Here is a 19,210-nt window from a genome sequence, read left to right as displayed (position 1 = left end):
GGGCTTTTGACTTAAACACCGGTGCACGGCAAGACGGCCACCATGCAGAGCAGAGATGATTTCCTGGCCAAGGTGAAGCCGCCGATCACGCCGGCACTGGTGGTGCGGCGCGCGATGATGATGGACAATCTGGCGGCCATGCAGGCGGCCTGCACCGCCAAGGGCGTGCGGCTGCGCGCGCATGGCAAGATGCACAAGTGCAGTGCGATGGGCCTGGAACAGGTGCGGCAGGGCGCCGTGGGCCTGTGCTGCCAGACGGTGGGCGAAGCGGAAGCTTATGTGCATGGCGGCATCCCCGATGTGCTGGTGACAGCGCCGGTGCCGCCGTGGGGTTGGCTGCGGCTGGCGGCGCTGGCCCGCGTTGCGCGGGTGGGCGCGGTGATCGACAGTGCGGCGCAAGCGGCGGAAGCTGCCACTGCCGCATTGGCCGCGGGCGTGGTGCTTGATGCCTATGTGGATGTTGATCCCGGCATGGCGCGCGCCGGGGTGGCGCCGGAGCAAGCGGCGGCGCTGGCGGCGCTGATCGACGGCAGCAAGGGCCTCAACTATGCCGGCATCCAGGCGTACTGCGGGCATCATCAGCATATGCTGCCGGACTCACGCGCGGCGGCGCATGCCGAATGGACAGCGCGGCTGCGCGTACTGGTCGCTCAATTGGAGGCCGCCGGGCTGGCGCCGGGGCAGGTGACCGGCGGCGGCACTGGCACGGCGCATATGGACCTGGCGGCGGGCGTCTATACCGAGTTGCAGCCCGGCAGCTATGCGGTGATGGACGTGGAATATGGCGATCTGGGTGATCTGCCGTTCGCCCCGGCGCTGTTTCTGGCCGCATCCGTGGTTTCGGCCAATCACGCGAGCCACGTGACCTGCGATGCCGGGCACAAGGCGCTGCATTCCAATGGGCCGATGAGCCGTGTCGTGCTGCCGGCGGGCAGTGCTTACAAGCCCATGGGCGATGAACATGGCGCGATCGTGCCGCCGAATGGGGTGGGGGAGGGCGACTTCGTCTGGCTGCAGCCGGGCCATGTCGATCCCACCGTGGCGTTGCACGATGCGTTCTTCGTGGCGGATGAGGATGGCACGCTGGAGCGTTGGGCCATCGATGGGCGGCGGGCGAGCCTTTGAGCTGGAAGCTCGGCATCATCGGCGGCTCCGGCCTCTATGCCATCGATGGGTTGGAGGATGCGCGCTGGATCAGCGTGGAGTCGCCCTGGGGCGAACCATCTGATGCGATCCTGACCGGCCGCATTGCCGGCATCGACGTGTGTTTCCTGCCTCGCCACGGCCGCGGCCACCGCATTCCGCCGCATCAGTTGAACGTGCGCGCCAATATCGATGCGTTGAAGCGGTTGGGTTGCACAGATGTGCTGGCGGTGTCGGCAGTCGGCTCGCTGAATGCCGCCATGGCGCCGGGCGATTTGGTGGTGGTGGACCAGTTCATCGATCGCACCAAGGGACGGCCCTCCACCTTCTTCGAAACCGGGCTGGTGGCGCATGTGCCGATGGCCGATCCGGTCTGCCCGCGGCTTTCGGCGTTGGCGGCCGATGCGGTGGCGGCGGTTGGCGGCACGGTGCATTGCGGTGCCACCTATCTGGCGATGGAAGGCCCGGCCTTTTCCACCCGCGCCGAAAGCCGGCTGCACCAGGGCTGGGGCTGCGACCTGGTCGGCATGACGGCGATGCCGGAAGCCAAGTTGGCGCGCGAGGCGGAACTGCCCTACGCGCTGGTCGCCATGGTGACGGATTTTGACTGCTGGCACGACGGCGCGGATGTTGATGTGACCGATATCATGGCGGTGATGCACGGCAATGCGGCGATGGCCCGAGCGATGATCGTGAAACTCTGCGCCAGCCTGCCCGAATCAAGGGCAGCCAGCCCGATCGATACGCTGCTCGATACCGCCATCATGACGGCGCCTGATGCGCGCGACCCGGCCAACCAAGCGAAGAACAGCGCCATCCTGGCCAGGTGGCTGACAAAAGGGCGCACTGGCTGAAGCCCTTGGCCCTGCTATCGAGGGCAGATGAACCGCCTCACCATCTCCACCCCGGCTGGGCCGGTATCAGCATTGCAGGCGGGCGCTGGCCCGCGCCTGCACTTTGCCCACGCCACCGGCATGAACGCCCAGCTTTACGAGGCCGTGCTGGCGCCGCTGGCGGATCGCTTTGCCATCACCATCAGCGATGCGCGCGGGCACGGCCACACTGGCCTGGACCGGGATCCGGGGCACCTCAAGAGCTGGGATGACTTCGCGTTCGATCTCACGCACCTGCTGGATGTGATCGACAGCGGCAGCGCCTGGATACTGGCAGGCCATTCCATGGGCGCGACCGTGTCGCTGCTGGCCGCAAGCATGCGCCCTGATCGTGTCGCGGGGCTGGTGCTGCTCGACCCACCCATGCTGCCGTTCGATGTGGCGCGGGAGGTGCGGGCAGGCGCCATCATCCCCAATCCGATGGCCGATCAGGCGGCCCGGCGGCGCGGGATGTTCCCCAGCCGCGCCGATGCCCGCGCGGCGTACCATGGCCGCGGCGTGTTCAAGACGTGGAGCGATGCCGATCTTGATGCCTATCTGGCCGGCGGATTGCTGGAGACAGACGAAGGCGTGGAACTGGCCTGCGCCCCGGCGTTTGAATCGGCAACTTTCCGCGCCGTGTCGCCCAATGTCGAACCGGCGCTGGGTGCCGTGCGCTGCCCGTTCGTCCTGCTGGCCGGAGAGCATGGATCAACCGTGCGCGATATCGAACTGGCGGCGTTTGCGGCGCACCCACACTGCATCAGTGCCGAACGTCTCCCCGGCACCACCCACTTCCTGCCGCTGGAACGCCCCGAATTGGTGCGCGCCGCAATCGAGCGGGTTACGGCTGCTTCTTCTGCGGAACGGTGAAGCGGCCGGTCACGCGGCCGCCGGGATTGCTGGCGGTGCGCGCGTCGAAGCTTGTGGTGCGGGTGGCGAGATTCCACACCACGCGGGCGCCTTCGAGATGATCGGTGCCGCGATCCAGCTTCACATTGCCGATCAGCGTCACCAGCTTGCGATTGACGTCGTACACGCCGCTGTTTGACGTGGCGCGCATCGTGTCCTGCCGCAGCCGCACGCTGCCCAGCGCGTCCAGCCGCTGCACCTGCGGGCTGCCGGCATTGTCCTTGCTATAGGTAATGCGCACGCGATCAGCGTTCAGCGTCATGCTGCCCTGGCGGATCACCACGGCGCCAGAGAAGATCGCTTCATTGGCATCATCGGCAATATCGATGCGGCCGGCATCGACATCGATGGGGGCGTTGCTGTCAAAGCGTTGGGCCGCAGCCGGACTGGCGGCGAGCAGGGCAATAACGATCAGGGCGCGCATATTCATCCTCTGCCGCCGCGCTGGTTGATGCGCAAGTGGACATTGCCGATCAGGCTGACGCGGTTGCCGGCCAGATCGCCGGTCATGCGGTTGCTGCGGAAGGTGCCCATCGGCAGCCGGCCGGAAACCCGCGCATCGGTTTTCACGGTGCGGCGCTTCAGATCGATGGCGACGGTCTCGGCATCCAGCGTGTAGCCGCCATCGGATCGCAGCTTCACCGGGCCGGCCACTTCCAGCCGATCTTCTTCGATGAAATAGCGGCCCGACGGGGCGGAGACCGTGGCCGGGCCATCCTTGCCCTCCAGCCGGGCGGCGAGTTTGGTGAGCACCACCACCGGTTCCGCGCTCGTGCGCTGAACGGCGCTGCCGGCCGAGATGGAGAACGCCTCGCCGGCGGCGGTCTTGCCGCGATATTCGGCGCGGTTCACGCGCAGGCGTTCCCGCGACACTGCCACCTGGTCTTTCGCCAGCAGGAAGGAGAATTCCTGCACGCCGATCAGTGGCCAGATCAGGATGGTCATGCCGATCAGGAAGGCCGACGCCGGCAAGGCCCATTTCAGCACGGTCATGCGCCGATCATGCGCGCTGCCCGGCAGCGCGGCCTGTTGGCGCCGTGAAAGTGCCGGGGGCGAAAGCGGGCGGCTGATCGGGACAGGCGTGGTGGCCACGGTGGTTCAGGCTTTCGACAAGCGGCTCACAGGTGGGCGAAGATATCCTGTTCGGCCCAGCCGACCAGATCGAGTTCGGCGCGGGTGGCGAGGAAATCGAAACAGGCCTGTGCAATGTGGGTGCGGCCTTCACGGGCGAGGCGGCGTTCCAGCACTTCATGGGCGCGGTGCAGGTACCGCACGTCGCTGGCGGCATATTCCTTCTGCGCATCCGAAAGCTCGGCGGCGCCCCAATCGCTGGACTGCTGCTGCTTGGAGATTTCGACGCCCAGCGTTTCCTTCAGCAGATCCTTCAGGCCATGGCGATCCGTGTAGGTGCGCACCAGTTTCGAAGCGATCTTGGTGCAGAACACCGGGGTGGCCCACACGCCCAGGAACTGGTGAATCACCGCCACGTCGAACCGGGCGAAGTGCATCAGTTTCAGGCGTTCGGGATCAGCCAGCACCGCCTTCAGATTGGGCGCATCATAGTGGCCGGGGGCAAAGCGCACCAGATGTTCATCGCCGTGGCCATCGCTGATCTGCAGCAGGCAGAGCCGGTCGCGGTGCGGGTTGAGGCCCATGGTCTCGCTGTCCACGGCCACCGGGCCGGGCGCGAGGATGCCGGCGGGAAGATCAGCTTCGTGCAGATATACGGTCATGGGCTGTGCGTTAGCAGGGTGAAGCCATGCTGTCATCCGCCGTGACCTGATTCGGGAGGGGCATTCGAAGGCGCGGAAGGGCGGCGGTGAACGCTTCGTCCCGCTTGCGCCTACGGCCCGTCCCGGTGGCAACCAGGCTGAAAGCTGAGGTTCATGTTGGCGGCGCAATTTGCCGTCACTGGCCGGCACCACTGCCCCCCGAAAGCGGTGCCGGCCAGACCAATCAACAGGGGCGGGGCAACGCCAGACTGTAACAACGTCAAGGAGTTGCAAAATGAAGACCGCTCATGGCCTGATGCTGGCCCCCTTGCTGCTTGCGCTTGCCGGGCCCGCCCTGGCCCAACCGCGCAAACCGCCGCCAGCGCCAGAAACCCCAACCGACAGCACGGCGCCAGTGCCGCCGGCCCCGCCCGCACCGCCCGCACCGCCTGCGCCGCCCGCACCGCCGCCGGAACCGCCGCGCAGTTGAGTTGGGGAGCCGCCGGCCGGTGCCCCCACCGGCCGGTGGCCAATCCCGCAGCCGCGTGGCAGACAGGCGCCATGGTGACGCCGGCCGATCTGCCCGAAATCAAGGCGCTGCTGATTGCGGCGGCGCGGGCTGGGCGCGATCTATCCTATTCCGAAATGCTGCTGGCGCTGGGCTACCGCTTCTCGCGCCCCAAGATGCGCAGCCTGTGCCGGCTGCTTGATGCCATTGACGAGGCTGGCCGCGCCGCAGCTGAGCCCGAACTGGCGGCGCTGGTGGTGCGCGAATCCGATCGGCTGCCGGGCCAGGGCTGGTGGGTTGGCCGCCGTGACGCGCCCGCCGATTGGACCGGGCCAGCCGCCCGCGCCTTCGTGTCCGAAAAGCAGCGGGCGGCCTTTGCCTGGTGGCAGGATCGGTAGGGCTTATTGCGGCCGTTCGTTCCTGCCGTTGCCTGAACGTGGGCCGTTGCCGCGCGTCTGCTGGCCGCCGTCACTGCGATCACGCCAGCCGCCGCCATCATTGCCCCGATCATTGCCCCGATCAGGCCGGCCACCGTCAGAGCGGGGCTGCGGCTGAGGTTGCGGCTGCGGTTGCGGGCGGTACTGCGGCTGGGCTTGCGCCTGTTGTTGCGGTGCCTGCCAATTGCCGCGTGGTGGGGCCTGCCAGTTGCCGCCTTGCGGCGGCGGGGTCATGCCGCCGGCGACACGATCAGATACACCGCCCTGGCCAGCCCGGCCCTGCCAGCCGCCACCGGGAACCCCGCCGGCATTAGGATTGGCATCGGCACGGCGTGGCGGTCGGTTGCCGTTCCAGCCACCAACCGGCGGCTGGCCGGTGCCATTGTTCCAGTTGCCCGGCTGCCCGTCGCCGCGCTGGCCCCGATTGGAACCGCTGTTCCAGCCGCGGTTGCCATCGGTTGGCGGCGCGTTGTTGTTCCAGTTGCCGTTCCGGCGTGGCGGCTGGCCGGTCATGTCGCGGCCGATGCGATCACCCACGCTGCCGGGCTGACCGCGACGTGGATCATTCCAGCCGCGGTTGTTGTCCCAGCGGCCATCGTTGCGGCTCCAGCCGCGGTTGTTGTTCCAGTTCTGGTTGCCCCGGTTCTGATACGCCCAATTTTGGCCGCCATAACCGCGGTTCGGCGCGCGCCAGCCCCAGCTGCGGTCCCACGGCTGGTTCCAGCCCCAATAAGGCGCGTGCTGCCAGCGGCTGCGGCCCCACCAGTTGATGCCGGTGTTCCACGGATAGATGCGGCCGCCAAAGCCGCGCGCATAAAGATTGCCGCGCGGCACCCACACCCAGGATGGGCCGTACCAGCTGTTGAAATTGTCATAGCCAAAGCCGGAGCCGAAGCCGAAGCCCACGCTCCAGGAAACGCGCGGCGGGATTGGCGCCCAGCCCACGACATCATCGGCTTCGCGCCAGGCGACCCAGCTTGGGCCCCAGTTCACATCGGGCACCCACACCCAGCCCACGGCTTCATCAAAGCCCCAGCGGCCATAATGATCGGTGGCCCAGCCCCAGGGATCGCCGGACAGCCAGAAGCGGTTTTCCAGCCATTGCCCGTTCTGATAGGGGCGCCAGCCATTGGGGGCATTGGGCACGAACACCACACCCCACTGCGGCGATTGCAACCAGCGGCCATATTGGCTCAGCGGCTCGCGGAACACCTCGATGCCGGGCACATCTTCCGGGCCCCACTGCGCGCCGGGCTGGGCCGGCCAATCGGTGGCATAACCGCCCATCACCGGCTGATAGCCGCTGTTATAGCTCGGCGCGACGCCCGAGGCATAATTGGGGTAGGAACAACCGGCCAGCGTGGCAGCCAGCAGCAGCAGGATTGGGCGGGGGAGTGACACAGGCAGCGCCTTTCACAGGAGAATGAGCTTGCTGTCGCACCCGCCGGCTTTCGCAATGCTGAATATTGCGAAAATGTTTCGGCGTGGGATCTTCACCTGCGCGCCACGCCGTGTCAGCGCAGCGTGGCGTGCAGGCGATAAAATTTTGTCCCCTCGTTGGGCTTTTTGTCAGTCAGGATCGGCTTCGGGGCCCGGCAGGGCGGTGTCGGGCCCGAACTTGTGGTGGGTGAAAACGGCGGCGAACTGGTCTTCGTTGATGGAATTTTCCCAGCGCGAGACCACGATGGTGGCCACCGCATTGCCGGTGAAATTGGTGAGCGCCCGGCATTCCGACATGAAGCGATCGATACCCAGGATCAGCGCCATGCCGGCAATCGGCACGCTGGGCACGATCGACAGCGTGGCCGCCAGCGTGATGAAGCCCGCTCCCGTTACCCCGGCAGCACCCTTCGAGCTAAGCATGGCGACGCCAAGCAGCAGCAACTGATCGCCAAGGCTGAGCGTGATGCCTGTGGCCTGCGCGATGAACAGCGCGGCCAGCGTCATGTAGATGTTGGTGCCATCAAGGTTGAAGCTGTAGCCGGTGGGCACCACCAGCCCGACGATGTTGCGCGGGCAGCCGGCACGTTCCATCTTGTCCATCAGGCTGGGCAGGGCGCTTTCGGAGCTGGAGGTGCCCAGCACCAGCAGCAGCTCGGCCTTGAGATAGCGGATCAGCGTGAAGATCGAGAAGCCGGCCCCGCGCGCCACCAGCCCCAGCACGACGATGACGAACAGCAGCGAGGTGAGGTAGAAAGTGGCGACCAGCGCCGCAAGGTTGGCGATGGAGCCGATGCCATATTTGCCGATTGTGAAGGCAAAGGCGCCGAACGCCCCGATGGGCGCGGCACGCATGAAGATCGCCACCAGCCGGAAGAAGCCGGCGCCCAGCGCCTCGAACAGGCGCACGACTGGCCGTGCAGCTTCGCCCGCGGTGGAGAGCGCAATGCCGAAACTGATGGCGAGGAACAGCACCTGCAGCAGATTGCCGTCCACAAACGCGCCGGCCACGGTTTCGGGGATGATGCCAAGGAGGAAGGAGACAATCGTTTGGTCCTTGGCCTTCTTCACATAATCATCAACCGCGCCGGTCTCCAGCGTGGCGGGATCGATGTTCATGCCGGCACCCGGTTGCACGACATTGGCCACGATGAGCCCGACGATCAGCGCGATGGTGGAGAAGAACAGGAAATAGGCAAAGGCCTTGCCCGCCACCCGGCCAACGCTGCCCAGATTGCGCATGCCGGCGATGCCGGTGACGATGGTGAGGAAGATCACCGGCGCGATGATCATCTTGACCAGCCGGATGAAGCCATCGCCCAGCGGTTTCAGCGCCACGCCGGTTTCGGGTGCGAAATGGCCGATCAAGCCGCCAGCGACAATCGCTGTGAGCACCTGCACATAGAGTTGCGCATAGAAGGGCGTGCGCTTCATCGGCGTCGCCGGACCTGATTCCCCAAAAGCGATGGCTGTGATCCCCCGATCAAATTGCCGTCCTGCCTGTTCTGGCCAGAGCGAGAAGGGCGCATGAAACAATTGCAATGGCAGTGCAAGCACTTGAGCCATATGTCACTGCCCAACAGGCCCGTCATTCGCGCAAACCACGGCACTGTGGCCCAGATGCAACGGGCCAATGGCGATCTTCAAAGCCTTTTTTCGGGACCTGGCACCGGTTCATCTGGCGCTCTCCCCACGCCGGCTCCCCGGGCAGCGGCCCTTGGGGCCGATGAATGAACACTGGATGCGCATCTTCAGCCGGAAGGAGAATCTGGGCTCACCTCAGTAAAAATATCAGTCTGGAATAAAAAGATCGAAGGTCACGCGCTGTCCATCCTTAACATCATAGCTGATGGTACCATTGTGCGCGGCTGCGACCTTTTCGACCAGGTAAAGGCCATGTCCTGAGCCTTCAACATCAACTTTTTCGCCTCTCACACGGCGCCCAAACATGTCGTCGTTCAGGCCGGACGCGTCCTTGATCTGGTTGGAGACCTTGATGGATGCACCAAGCCGCTGATCATCCTGCGCGATCTCGACATGCACCGAACTGTCTTGTGGGGAATATTTGAGGGCATTGTCGAACAGGTTGCGCAGGGCGAGCCGGATCAGCACGGGATCAAGATTGCTGAACACCGCGCTGGCTGCGCCGTGAATGTGGATGCGGTGGCGCTGCTCCGCCGGACAATCGCTGAGCGCGAGTTCCACAATCTCCACGAGGTCTGAGGCGAAGGTGGTGATGGCTTGCTTGTTATCAATCAAAGACACGCCGAGGATCGCGTTTGAGATTGAGAGGGTGATCCCATCAAGGACGCTTTGGGCCCGAACAAGGGCGTCGCGCATCTCACCGTCTGCGGGCGCCGAACCTTTTGTCTCCCGGGCAAGCGCTTCGAGTGCCGCCTGGGCGCTATTAATCGGCTGGCGTACCTCATGCGTGAGCAGACTGATCATGTCGAGCCGCTCATTGGCCACCGTTTCCATAACAAGCTGCTCCTCCGCCATGCCGCGGCTGATCTCCAGTGCTTCTGCGGTCTTTTGGTCCCTGAGCCGGCGGTTACGCAAATCGTGGCCGGCGATCAGGCTGAGGAAGCCGATCTGCAGCATAAGTGAGGAAAGACTGACCAGCGTTATCCCGGTCAGTGTCGTGGTAACATTCACAACGGATTGATCACCGCTTTGGCTGGCAATGAACAGCGTCCCGCGCCAGAAGACCGCTGCAGCGCAGAGCAGGAAGCCGGCGATGACGATGGGACGGCCCGCCAGCCCTTTCCAGAGTGGGTTCCGATTGGCTTCCCACGCGCTCAACAGCAAAAGAGCAGCTCCGGCGGAGTAGGCTAAAAACGAACTGAGCCAGCCAATTTTAATAGCGGGCACAATAATCCAAATTAGAAAAATAAAAATTAATACAAAATTATAATAAGGAGATGATTTTCTTCCATACCTTATTGAGTAATATCGAATTAAACCCGATAGAGCAGATAAAATAGCCATTGAGACAGGTATAAGAGGGCTTACCGTTGGTTTAAAAGATGCCAATCTGGCTATTATTTCAATCACGGCTATGATGTTTGCGCCAATCCAGAACAGAATTGGGGTTCGAAGTTCATTTTTGACAAGTAGAAGCAGTATCGCGCTAAATGTCAGTAATTGAATCCCATAAAACACAAGCAAGATTGCGATGGAACTGTCATTGCCCATGTGGTGAGTGCTCGGTGATCAGGCGCGAGGCGCGGGGAAGGGGGTGTCGCATAGCTCTAGCAAGGCAGCGCGAGTTGAAAATTTTGCCGGCCCGGCACTGTGTCCAACAATCGGACCTCGCCGCCCAGTTCGCGCGCAATCTGACGCACGACAAACAGGCCGAGCGATGAAATTCCGGAAGGTTCGGTGTCAGTGCTCGGACGTCGTTCGAAGATGCCCTGGTTCAAAGGGTGGGCATCAGCCGACAAGAAACCGATATCGAAAACAACCATTTCGAGTTCGAAGTCAATTTTCAAATGAGCATCGATGTCACTATCTGGATTTGAAAATTTGATTGCAAATTCGATAATATTTTGGAGAACCAATCGCAAGAGAATTGATATACTTTCGATGTAAATAGCATTTTCAGTAAACGTGATTTTTATACGGCCCTGATTTTCGTTATCGAAATCCAATATAGACATTTTAAGAGCCGCATATGCATCGACTTCATCAGTCGCCCATTTGCGTTCATCAGAAAGTATCGTCGAGGCAACGATGATGTTGGACAAGGATAAGGTGATATGGTCCAGCGATGATTGCGCACTCTTGAGCGCAAAGGACGCATTATTTGGCGTATTTTTCGTCGATCGGAGTTTCTGACTGATCGACTGCAGAGACGCTTGCGCATTGGTGATGGGTTGGCGCACTTCGTGCGTCAGCAACTGGACGAGATCAAGGCGCGCCCGGGCGACATTCGCGGTTTCCTGGGCGCGTTTGTGCAATCTTTTGTTGCGCTGAGCGATCCGAATGGAGATGCGGTCATTACGCGCATCTTCGCGCGCGCGTAGATCCACAATCATCGCGGTAAATGCGAGCTGCATGAAAAAAGTCATCAGGACGACGCTCTCGAGTCCCCGTTTTTGCAGTTCAGATTGGCCGATGAACGTCTGATCTGCGGTGAACGGGTAGGCGGTTGCCGCGCGGGCTGCCATTGCCACACAGGTAATCCCCAATGCAATCAGGGACGCGGCGACCGGTGCGCTGGCGCGGGATTTCCAGATGGGATTGTGCAGTACCGCAAAAAAGCAGGCGGCCGCCAGCAGTGTCCCGATGCTGGAACCGATCAAGAGCCGGTAAGGCGACAGCGCCGGCACGGCAATGAACGGGATTGCAGCCAGTGAAGACCACATGCAGGCTCGCGCCAAGCGGCTTTTGTGAAACGTGTGCCTGCGGTAGCTAAAGGCGAAAAACCGCAGAAAGCCGCCTGCGATTGAGGCCAGCGGCCCAAAAATGGTGAAGTTTTCGAACGATATACGGGCAACATTGAGATAAAAGAGGACGCCAAAGGCAGACAAGAAACTGGCGATCAGCCAAAGGCCTATGTGCACCCGGTTCGTGGGCCGCAGCTGCAACAGCTGGGCTACGGCGAAGGCCCCCATAACGCCCAGATAGACGTAAACGAGATTATCAAGATAGGTTGATTGGGGCATTGGTGAGCATGCTCAGGGGTGAATGATCTCGACCGGTTTGAAAACCTGGTAACCAAGACCATGCACGGTCTTGAGCGGTGAAGGCTGGGATGCCTCTTTCTCTATCTTGCGGCGCAGGCGAAAGATTGCAGAGTCGAGATTACGATCGTCGCCGCTGGTGATGATGCCTGCGGCATCAGACAGCTGCTGGCGGGTCACCACCTGGGATGGATCGTCGAACAGGCGATGCAGGATCTTGAGTTCGACGGGCGTGAGGCTGACCGTGCCGCCATCGGGCGCGACGAGTTCGGAGCGCTTGACCAACAGTCGCCACGGCGAATTGCCAACAATGCGCAACGACATGCGCCGGCAAACGGACGCGATGGCATTATAAACCTGATCAAACCGTATGGGTTTGTTGATGAACATATCCGCGCCTGCCGAGAGTGCGGAATTGAAGGCGTCCGGCCCCATTCTGCCGCTGATCACCAATATGCCGGCGTTCGTTCGCGCGCGGAGCAGGGTGATCAGATCAACTCCGTCGATACCCGGCAGCCCCAGATCGAGAATGAAAAAATCAAACTTGGCGAGATCGCTCGACTTGAGCAGCGCTTCTGCCGTTGCAAAGCCGCTGGCCGCAAGGCCACGCACTTCGAGATATTGGCCAAGGAATTCCACAAAATCGCTATCGTCGTCGACGATACAAACTTGCGAGATGGGCGTTTCAGTCATCTGGAAACATTCACTTTATGACGAGAAAAGCCGACCCAAAGGACGGCGCCGCGCAAAAAGGTGCGAAGCAAAAAACCCCTACCTACCCTCAGCGGTGCGCATCCGATGTCATATCTTGCAATGTGGGGCAACGAAATTTGCCCTGTCCTGGTTACGCGGCCCCCGGAATGAGAGATCCGGTGCTTCGAAGGCCGGTGTCCCACCTTCTGCAAGAGCCAGCGCCGGCGCTCATCGCTTCACCGGCAGATGCACAATCACTTCCGCTTCAACCAACCCCTTCTCGCACCGATATAAAACCGGCAGCTGTTCCACCCAGAAATCGCACGGGGCAGGGCATTCTGGTCACGACACGCATGTCGGCCCACATATGGCGGAAAAAATTTGACAACATGATCATTTATCATTCATAAAATATCAGATTTGTTCAAATGAGTGAAACAGATCCCAAAAAGGAAGGCATTCCTATGCGTGTTAAGTCAAATCTTCCGCTAATGGCTGCCGTGCTGGCGGCAACGACATTGGCGGCCGTGCCGGCGCAAGCCCAGAGTGCGGATAGCGTGATCGCTTCGGTCGACGCCCTTGCGGGCCTTAGCCCGGTGCTGTCGATGACCTGTGACTCGGTCAATTTCGGCGTCTGGCGCATCCCCACCCGGACCACTGGCGGCACAACGACCATTACGCTCACTGTCAGTGCCAACAATTCGACCGGTGTGACAACGGCAACCCCTGGTGGTAACACCACCGGTGCTGGCTTGGCAGCAGGCTACACGGCTCCGGTTGCAGCGACTTGCACTGTTTCCGGGTCGAACAATCTGTCAAAGACGATCCAAACCTCGATTGCAGGTGCAACCAACCTGTCCTTTGGTCCTTCGGCCCACAACAACTTGTCCACTCCTGCCACCTTGGCAACCATGACTGCGAACCTTAGCCTTGGAGGCACTGGCGTCGTCATTAACGGAATTGGCACCGGCACGTTCCGCGTTGTCGGTGTTCTCACGGTTCCTCAAACTATTGTGACCGGAAACTACGGTGGCTACGCCACTCTAGACGCAGCGCAGGTGCTTGCGAGTGACCAGGAGCTCACGACGACCACAACGACGCCATAACAGTTCTTGTGTGGGGAGCACCTTGGGTGCTCCCCACATCTTGATTGGGCACCACAGCCCGGCAGCATCCTTCATCTGTTCAGTGATGGTGCGCTGGTAATGCGGCTCGTTTGGGCATGAAGGAGCAGGCGGCTAGTTCCCCTGTGCTGCCGCGTTGGTTGGCCTGCAACTTGCGCTGAAGCCCATATTGATCGGGCAACGATAGGCACCACTGCAGATCGGTCCCTCCGTTCATAGTGGCCGACACCTTTGACGCCCCTGCGAAATCGAACGCCCTAACGACAGCCGATACAGCGCAGCGACCGTGTCATCCCGGAACGCTGCAATGCTTAACCCCATCGACCCATCGGCGCCAAAGGACATTTATGCATATTCCGAGGATCAGCTGCCTGGCAACGACAGTGGCTTTTGCAGTTCTGTCTGCGCCATCGGCCAACGCGCAAGACGCGGGCAGGATCACTGTTTCCATTTCTGACAATATCATCGTGATCGACGCCAATGCGCGGTCGGGACAGATCGATCTGGTCAATGGCAGTGATGATCCAGTGGAATTTTCGGTCTCTCCGAAAACGGAAGGCGCAGGCATCATCAATTCAGCCGAAGCTGTGCTCCGCTGGGCCCCGGCACGTTCGGTTGCACCTGCGCACCGATCCCAAGCATTCCGTGTTGCGGCACGACCAACGCCTGAACTTGCGCCAGGTGAGTATGCCTATCAATTTTCGGTTCGCGCAGAATTGCAACGAAACGCGATAAACACTTTGGCCAACAGTGATGATAAAACCAAAGAGCCGTTGATCGCAGTGAGAGTGCCGATCGTTCCCGTGCTTCCTGTCACGGTTTATGTCCGGCACAGGATTGAGGCGCCACGTGTGGATCTGCGCCCGCTGACGCTGACGCCTGATGATCCGGATTCGCTGGGCTATTTTACGGCCGTCAAGCAGCATCGTGACCGAAGCTTTATCGGCACGGTTCAAGTGGTCGACGCTGAAACGGGCGCGGAACTGAGCCGCGGGCGCTTGCACCTTGGTCAGGCAGGAGCCGAAGCCAAGGTGGGAATGCCGCGCGAGCGTTTCCCGCAGGGAAAAGCTGGAAAATACTGCCTCAGGGTTTGGGACAATTTCCCTGCACAGGGCGAGCCCTACGCCAACGTGTGTGGCGCCTAATCGGCCAATTCAGGCGGATGGTTCGTACCGAGGATGGCTAAAATCCAGCGTGCCTCCGACGCAGTCAGGGGGATTACGCGGTGTGTTCTGGCCGCCAATGCTCTGTTCCGCCCCTTTCTACCGCTTCAATTTGCAACGCATCTTTTGATAGGCCTGCTGGCATTTTCTTCGTCCACGATGCTGAAGGCAACTGATGTCGAGCCCATTGCCAAACCGCGGGCAAGTGTTGTGGAACTGCGTGTCAATGGCGCTGTGCTGCCGGATTTTCAGGAAGTTCTGATCGGAGGCGAGGGGCAAATATGGCTTCCGATCGCGGCGATCACGGATTTTGGTGAGGGCATATTTTTCCGTAAAGAGAATTTGATCAGCATCAAAATAGCCAATGGCGCCGAAGGAGTGGTTATTGATACGAACGCACGTATCATAAAAATGGGTGATTTGGCCGAAACCTATGGTGACGCAGTCAGCATTGTTGACGAACAGGTTTTCTTGAATCAGACAATTCTAAATCGGTTTTTCAAATTTATAATTTCCGGTCGACCCAGCGAGGGCTACATCTCAGTTTCGAGTGACCGGCCGTTGAACCGAGACTTTCGTGTTATGCGGGAAAACGCGCGGACGAAAATTGGCAACCAATACCCGCAAGTGAATGGTCGCGGCGCCCTGCCGGTCAAATTCGATTACGCGCTTTTTTCGGGAATTCAAGCTGACATTATTTTTAACAATAGCTACGAATTCGCATCGAAACGATCGAACACATCTTACAACATAAATGCTTCATCGGAATTGGCTTTTTTGACAAATCACATCCTTTTGAACGGAGATGAGCGCGGATTGAAAAGTGGACGATGGATTGCTGGCCGCACGGATCCGGGTGGCGACATGTTCGGCATTGGCGGACTATATTCCGTGATGGCTGGCGATGTGCAGGGTCAGGCGGCGCCGATGGTTGGCAGCTTGGGACGCGGCGTTGGGATGCGGGTGGAGGCTGCCCCTGTGACGCTTACGGACAGTTTCAACAAAACGTCGATTGACGGAAATGCGCTGCCCGGGTGGACCGCCGAGTTATATGTCGCGGGCCAATTGCGCGATTATCAACGGATCGGAGATGACGGACGGTTCCTGTTTCGGGATGTGAATATCGTCTACGGATCGAATGCGATCAAGGTTGTCCTCTATGGGCCAAATGGTTTGGTGGAGGAAAGGGACTTTAGTCAAAGCGTCTCAGCGGGTTTGCTGCCACCTGGCAAGGTCTACGGATGGGGTACGGTCTTGCAGCCCGGCAAAACGCTATTGGGCCTTGACCCTGCCGCAGCCTGTGGAACGGATGGTGTAAACTACGCCCTGCGCGGTGACTGGGGAGTGACCACGTTTCTCACCTTGAGCGTCCAAGCGTCGCGAGTGTCACCTTGCCAGCTTCAGGGAAACGATCCTGATCCGATCGGGACCCAGAGCTATCGGGCATTGGAATCACGCATACAGATCGGAAACATCCCTGCGACGCTGGGTATCGTGAATCAACACCCACTTGGCGGCTTGGCGTTCTATGGTTCGGCATCTATTCCATTTGTGGGGCGAGGGGTGACATTGGGCATAGAGAAAGCGAACAAGCAGTTTGGGTCGAACGCTACCGGATTTGGACCGACAGCCATCAAGGATCGATATTCGATATCGACGAGCGTTCCTCTGGGCTTTGGCCTGATCGACGCCGGGAGCGCCGCGATCTTCGCTGAGCGCTCGGTGCGAAAAAGCGGGTTCACCAACGACATGGTGAGCATATTTTATTCGCATGGCCTTTGGTCACTACCCATTAGTCATGAGATCGCACTGAACCGTTCCCGTCTGGGTGCTGGGGCATGGAGCAAAGTGGGCGGCAGGTATCGCGCCATCACTTCATATGATCAGGGGAACTTCCAAATCCGTGGCGAATATGGTGCGACCATAGATGGCGGAATAAAGTCCAACCTGCTCAATCTGAGCGGTTTTTACAGGCGCACGGAACGCGAGATCTATTCCTTGGGAGCGAGTTACAATTTCAACGGGGGCGTTGGTTTTTCCGGGTCCGCCCAATTGGAGATCAAACGAAAATTGACCCTTGGTGTTTCTGGATCATACGCACAAGGCCGCGGCGAAGTGGCGGCGCAGATGGGCTTTTCTTTCGGCGCCCATCGCGGTGTTGGCGTGAATATGAGCAGCCGGCAGCGTTCGAGGCTTGGCGGCATCATGATCCGGCCATTTCGCGATAGCAATCTTGACGGCAAGTTTGGCGTTGGCGAGGAAGCAGTTCGCGGTCTCGAGATCGGCGTGAACGGCGTGCAAATGCGGGGTGGCCTGGATCCCTCTCGTGATCTGCTCATTTGGGATCTGGAGCCTGGAAACGGGTCTGTTTTCAACATTGGCGGCGAACGCCTCAAGGACGAGTTTCAGACCACGCTTTTCAACAATGTGATCGTGAAACCCCGGCCTGGCCGAGTTTTCAAACTCGATGTTCCGGTGGTGGATGCCATTTCTTTGGATGGCACGGTCCTTTTTGAGGGCAAGAATGGCGAGAAGCGGCCCGTGCCATTGGCGAAGGTGGAGGTTCTAAATGCTGCTGGGGATCTGATCCGGAGCGCCAAGGCCTTGTCAGACGGGTCATTCAGCATCGAAGATTTGCTAGCCGGAAACTGGACTGTGATTGCCTCGACAGATCGCTTGTCGAAAAGCAGGAAGGAATTCCGTGCGAAGAAAAAAATTACCATTTCAAAAGACAGCACTTCGGTTGCAGGCTTGGAAATTATAGTAGCGTTTGCGGATTGGTCATCCGAGCATGAATAGTCGCCTGCGACTTGCCACCGCTTTGCTGTTGGGAGGCATCGCGCTTTTCGCATCTCCAGCTCATGCGTCTTGTGAAAAATCAACGGTCTTTACGACACGCGATCTAGACCTTGGCTTGCTCAGATACCAACCGGGCCTTGAATCCGGGTGGGCACTGATAAGCCCTAACGGTGCTATTTCACTGTCATCAGGACTTAGTCTGTCATCGCGTACTCCGTCTTATTCCGGCCAGGTTAGGCTGCGTGCGCGTCCGGGCTATGATGTTGCCTTGTCTATTGAGGTTGCCCCACCTGCTCTTGGTGGTGTTTCCAAAGCAACTGACATTTATGCAGCCGTCAGTCGTGGCTCCATTAACTTTTCCTCCAATATGTGGATTGTGAGGGTTCCCAAAGAAAATAATGATTTTGAATTTACAGACGTCAATATCGATATCGGTGCCTATATTCATTTTTTTAAAATTGGTTCTCGGGCGGACAAGCGGGAATCAAGTTCTTTCAGGGTTCGCTGCTTATTTGAGAGGCCTTACTAGGCTCAGGTCTCATTTAACGTGCCCCTCAATTTTGTCGACGTCGACAATGAGCACCACCTTATTGGCATTTCCAGACTGTCGCGCCATGTCCGCATCGTGCTGGAGGCAATCGAGGCGATGTTGAACGCAAATCCGGCAACCGTCGCATCGCCGAAACCGGCCGGACCTGACCTGACCCCCTGATTTCATCCAGCGGGGATTAGAGCCTGGCTGACCTGACCCCCTGATTTCATCCAGCGGGGATTAGAGCCTGGCCGCAGTTGTTGCGCATGGGCGCAGGTGAAGCAATGGCCTGTTGAGCGGCGCCCGAAGGGCGCAGCGGAACAGGCCATTGCTTGTTCAGTTCGGCGGCGAACGCCGCTGGGGTTTCGTATCCAAGGGCTGAGTGCGGCCGCTGCTCGTTATAGTCCTTGGCCCAAGCAGCGATGGTGACGCGCGCATGATCGAGGCTCATGAACAGGGTCTCGTTCAGCAGTTCGTCACGCATGCGGCCGTTGAACGATTCCGCATAGCCATTCTGCATCGGCTTGCCGGGGGCGATGTAGTGCCAGTTGATCCCGGCCTCGCTGCACCACGCCAGCACCGCGTTGCAGGTCAGTTCGGTGCCATTGTCGCTCACGATCATGCCCGGCTTGCCGCGCTGCCTGATCAGGTCGGTCAGTTCTCGCACTACCCGTCGCCCCGAGATCGAGGTGTCGGGTACGGCAGCCAGGCACTCTCGTGTCATGTCATCGACGATGTTCAGCACGCGGAACCGGCGCCCCGACGCCATCTGGTCGTGGACGAAGTCCAGGCTCCAGCGCTGGTTGGGCAGCGCCAGCACCGGTGGCGCCGCTCTGGCACCCACAGCACGCCGGCGTGATCGCCGCTTGCGCACTGTCAGCCCTTCCTCGGTGTAGAGGCGCTGGGTCTTCTTGCGATTCACCAGCACCCCGTCGCGCCGCAACAGGATATGCAGCCGGCGATAGCCGAACCGGCGGCGCTCGGCCGCCAGCGCGCGCAGCCGTTCCCGCAAATCGGCATCATCCGGCCGTGTCGAGCGATAACGAACGCTCTTGCGATCAGCCCCAACAACCCGGCACGCCCGCCGCTCGCTCATCCCCAGGCTGGCCTGAAGATGGGCAACCGCTTCCCGCATCGCGGCAGGCGTCACCATTTTTTTGCCAGAAGGTCCTTCAGCGCAGCGTTATCGA

18 protein-coding genes and 1 pseudogene are annotated in these 19,210 nt (G+C 60.3%); 10 read left to right on the top strand and 9 right to left on the bottom strand.

What is annotated here, in order from left to right; genetic code table 11:
* Positions 1-21 precede the first annotated feature (21 nt).
* Genes G566_RS0112405 through G566_RS14425 form a run of 3 tightly spaced genes read left to right on the top strand, consistent with a single transcriptional unit; the run spans position 22 to position 2,888 of the window.
* Entirely contained in the window at positions 22-1,125 is a 1,104-nt protein-coding gene (locus G566_RS0112405) for an alanine racemase (RefSeq protein WP_022680992.1), read from the top strand.
* Positions 1,122-1,997 (top strand): S-methyl-5'-thioadenosine phosphorylase, encoded by an 876-nt coding sequence (gene mtnP / locus G566_RS0112400; protein WP_022680991.1) that lies wholly within the window; start codon positions 1,122-1,124, stop codon positions 1,995-1,997. The genes G566_RS0112405 and mtnP overlap by 4 nt, the downstream gene beginning before the upstream one ends.
* 27 nt (positions 1,998-2,024) lie before the next feature.
* Positions 2,025-2,888, top strand: coding sequence for an alpha/beta fold hydrolase (locus tag G566_RS14425; protein WP_022680990.1), 864 nt, complete (start codon positions 2,025-2,027; stop codon positions 2,886-2,888).
* On the opposite strand, the gene lptA is transcribed toward G566_RS14425, so the two are convergent.
* Genes lptA through G566_RS0112380 form a run of 3 tightly spaced genes read right to left on the bottom strand, consistent with a single transcriptional unit; the run spans position 2,860 to position 4,660 of the window.
* On the bottom strand, positions 2,860-3,357 hold the full coding sequence (gene lptA / locus G566_RS0112390; RefSeq protein ID WP_022680989.1) for a lipopolysaccharide transport periplasmic protein LptA: 498 nt from the start codon (positions 3,355-3,357) through the stop codon (positions 2,860-2,862). The two genes, G566_RS14425 and lptA, sit on opposite strands and share 29 nt — an antisense overlap.
* Positions 3,354-4,019: an LPS export ABC transporter periplasmic protein LptC gene (lptC, locus tag G566_RS0112385; RefSeq protein WP_022680988.1), complete on the bottom strand. Its 666-nt coding sequence runs from the start codon at positions 4,017-4,019 to the stop codon at positions 3,354-3,356. The genes lptA and lptC overlap by 4 nt, the downstream gene beginning before the upstream one ends.
* A gap of 26 nt (positions 4,020-4,045) precedes the next feature.
* Entirely contained in the window at positions 4,046-4,660 is a 615-nt protein-coding gene (locus G566_RS0112380) for a ribonuclease D (RefSeq protein WP_022680987.1), read from the bottom strand.
* Positions 4,661-4,934: 274 nt separating this feature from the next.
* Here G566_RS0112380 and G566_RS15700 point away from each other — a divergent pair, with 274 nt between their 5' ends.
* Entirely contained in the window at positions 4,935-5,129 is a 195-nt protein-coding gene (locus tag G566_RS15700; protein WP_022680986.1) for a hypothetical protein, read from the top strand.
* Between the two features lie 35 nt (positions 5,130-5,164).
* A complete protein-coding gene (locus G566_RS0112370) occupies positions 5,165-5,545 on the top strand; it encodes a hypothetical protein (RefSeq protein WP_022680985.1) in 381 nt (126 codons plus the stop codon).
* Positions 5,546-5,548: 3 nt separating this feature from the next.
* On the opposite strand, the gene G566_RS0112365 is transcribed toward G566_RS0112370, so the two are convergent.
* From G566_RS0112365 to G566_RS0112345, 5 genes are all read right to left on the bottom strand, one after another.
* Positions 5,549-6,985, bottom strand: a complete 1,437-nt coding sequence (locus G566_RS0112365; protein WP_022680984.1) for a DUF6600 domain-containing protein — start codon at positions 6,983-6,985, stop codon at positions 5,549-5,551.
* A gap of 168 nt (positions 6,986-7,153) precedes the next feature.
* Positions 7,154-8,458, bottom strand: coding sequence for a dicarboxylate/amino acid:cation symporter (locus G566_RS14420; RefSeq protein ID WP_040605670.1), 1,305 nt, complete (start codon positions 8,456-8,458; stop codon positions 7,154-7,156).
* A 357-nt stretch (positions 8,459-8,815) separates the two neighbouring features.
* On the bottom strand, positions 8,816-10,012 hold the full coding sequence (locus tag G566_RS0112355; RefSeq protein ID WP_169522858.1) for a sensor histidine kinase: 1,197 nt from the start codon (positions 10,010-10,012) through the stop codon (positions 8,816-8,818).
* 263 nt (positions 10,013-10,275) lie between these two features.
* Positions 10,276-11,691 carry a sensor histidine kinase gene (locus G566_RS0112350; protein WP_022680981.1) on the bottom strand — a complete coding sequence of 472 codons (1,416 nt, stop codon included), beginning with the start codon at positions 11,689-11,691 and terminating at the stop codon, positions 10,276-10,278.
* 12 nt (positions 11,692-11,703) lie between these two features.
* The gene (locus G566_RS0112345) at positions 11,704-12,402 is read right to left on the bottom strand and encodes a response regulator transcription factor (protein WP_022680980.1); all 699 of its coding nucleotides are present in this window, start codon (positions 12,400-12,402) and stop codon (positions 11,704-11,706) included.
* Positions 12,403-12,830: 428 nt separating this feature from the next.
* Here G566_RS0112345 and G566_RS0112340 point away from each other — a divergent pair, with 428 nt between their 5' ends.
* The 5 genes from G566_RS0112340 to G566_RS15500 all read left to right on the top strand — a co-directional run bounded on the left by G566_RS0112340 (position 12,831) and on the right by G566_RS15500 (position 18,200).
* Positions 12,831-13,508, top strand: coding sequence for a DUF4402 domain-containing protein (locus tag G566_RS0112340; protein WP_156874523.1), 678 nt, complete (start codon positions 12,831-12,833; stop codon positions 13,506-13,508).
* 401 nt (positions 13,509-13,909) lie between these two features.
* Positions 13,910-14,671: a hypothetical protein gene (locus G566_RS0112335; protein ID WP_022680978.1), complete on the top strand. Its 762-nt coding sequence runs from the start codon at positions 13,910-13,912 to the stop codon at positions 14,669-14,671.
* A 33-nt stretch (positions 14,672-14,704) separates the two neighbouring features.
* Positions 14,705-17,488: a carboxypeptidase-like regulatory domain-containing protein gene (locus tag G566_RS0112330; RefSeq protein WP_022680977.1), complete on the top strand. Its 2,784-nt coding sequence runs from the start codon at positions 14,705-14,707 to the stop codon at positions 17,486-17,488.
* Positions 17,481-18,017 carry a hypothetical protein gene (locus G566_RS15505; protein WP_156874522.1) on the top strand — a complete coding sequence of 179 codons (537 nt, stop codon included), beginning with the start codon at positions 17,481-17,483 and terminating at the stop codon, positions 18,015-18,017. The genes G566_RS0112330 and G566_RS15505 overlap by 8 nt, the downstream gene beginning before the upstream one ends.
* An 18-nt stretch (positions 18,018-18,035) precedes the next feature.
* Entirely contained in the window at positions 18,036-18,200 is a 165-nt protein-coding gene (locus tag G566_RS15500; RefSeq protein WP_156874521.1) for a hypothetical protein, read from the top strand.
* Positions 18,201-18,246: 46 nt separating this feature from the next.
* On the opposite strand, the pseudogene G566_RS0112325 reads toward G566_RS15500, so the two are convergent.
* Positions 18,247-19,210 (bottom strand): annotated as a pseudogene (locus G566_RS0112325) (IS3 family transposase); the annotation flags it as partial.

It is taken from the genome of Sandarakinorhabdus limnophila DSM 17366 (assembly GCF_000420765.1).
Classification (GTDB): domain Bacteria; phylum Pseudomonadota; class Alphaproteobacteria; order Sphingomonadales; family Sphingomonadaceae; genus Sandarakinorhabdus; species Sandarakinorhabdus limnophila.
This window is presented reverse-complemented; position numbering and strand designations above follow the sequence as displayed.

Excerpts from the sequence above, each read along its gene's own strand:
- G566_RS0112380 (WP_022680987.1), bottom strand. The coding sequence starts at position 4,660 with ATGACCGTATATCTGCACGAAGCTGATCTTCCCGCCGGCATCCTCGCG.
- G566_RS15505 (WP_156874522.1), top strand. The coding sequence starts at position 17,481 with ATGAATAGTCGCCTGCGACTTGCCACCGCTTTGCTGTTGGGAGGCATC.
- G566_RS0112350 (WP_022680981.1), bottom strand. The coding sequence starts at position 11,691 with ATGCCCCAATCAACCTATCTTGATAATCTCGTTTACGTCTATCTGGGC.
- G566_RS15700 (WP_022680986.1), top strand. The coding sequence starts at position 4,935 with ATGAAGACCGCTCATGGCCTGATGCTGGCCCCCTTGCTGCTTGCGCTT.
- G566_RS14425 (WP_022680990.1), top strand. The coding sequence starts at position 2,025 with ATGAACCGCCTCACCATCTCCACCCCGGCTGGGCCGGTATCAGCATTG.
- G566_RS0112330 (WP_022680977.1), top strand. The coding sequence starts at position 14,705 with ATGGCTAAAATCCAGCGTGCCTCCGACGCAGTCAGGGGGATTACGCGG.
- G566_RS0112345 (WP_022680980.1), bottom strand. The coding sequence starts at position 12,402 with ATGACTGAAACGCCCATCTCGCAAGTTTGTATCGTCGACGACGATAGC.
- G566_RS0112355 (WP_169522858.1), bottom strand. The coding sequence starts at position 10,012 with ATGGCTATTTTATCTGCTCTATCGGGTTTAATTCGATATTACTCAATA.
- lptA (WP_022680989.1), bottom strand. The coding sequence starts at position 3,357 with ATGAATATGCGCGCCCTGATCGTTATTGCCCTGCTCGCCGCCAGTCCG.
- G566_RS14420 (WP_040605670.1), bottom strand. The coding sequence starts at position 8,458 with ATGAAGCGCACGCCCTTCTATGCGCAACTCTATGTGCAGGTGCTCACA.
- G566_RS0112340 (WP_156874523.1), top strand. The coding sequence starts at position 12,831 with ATGAGTGAAACAGATCCCAAAAAGGAAGGCATTCCTATGCGTGTTAAG.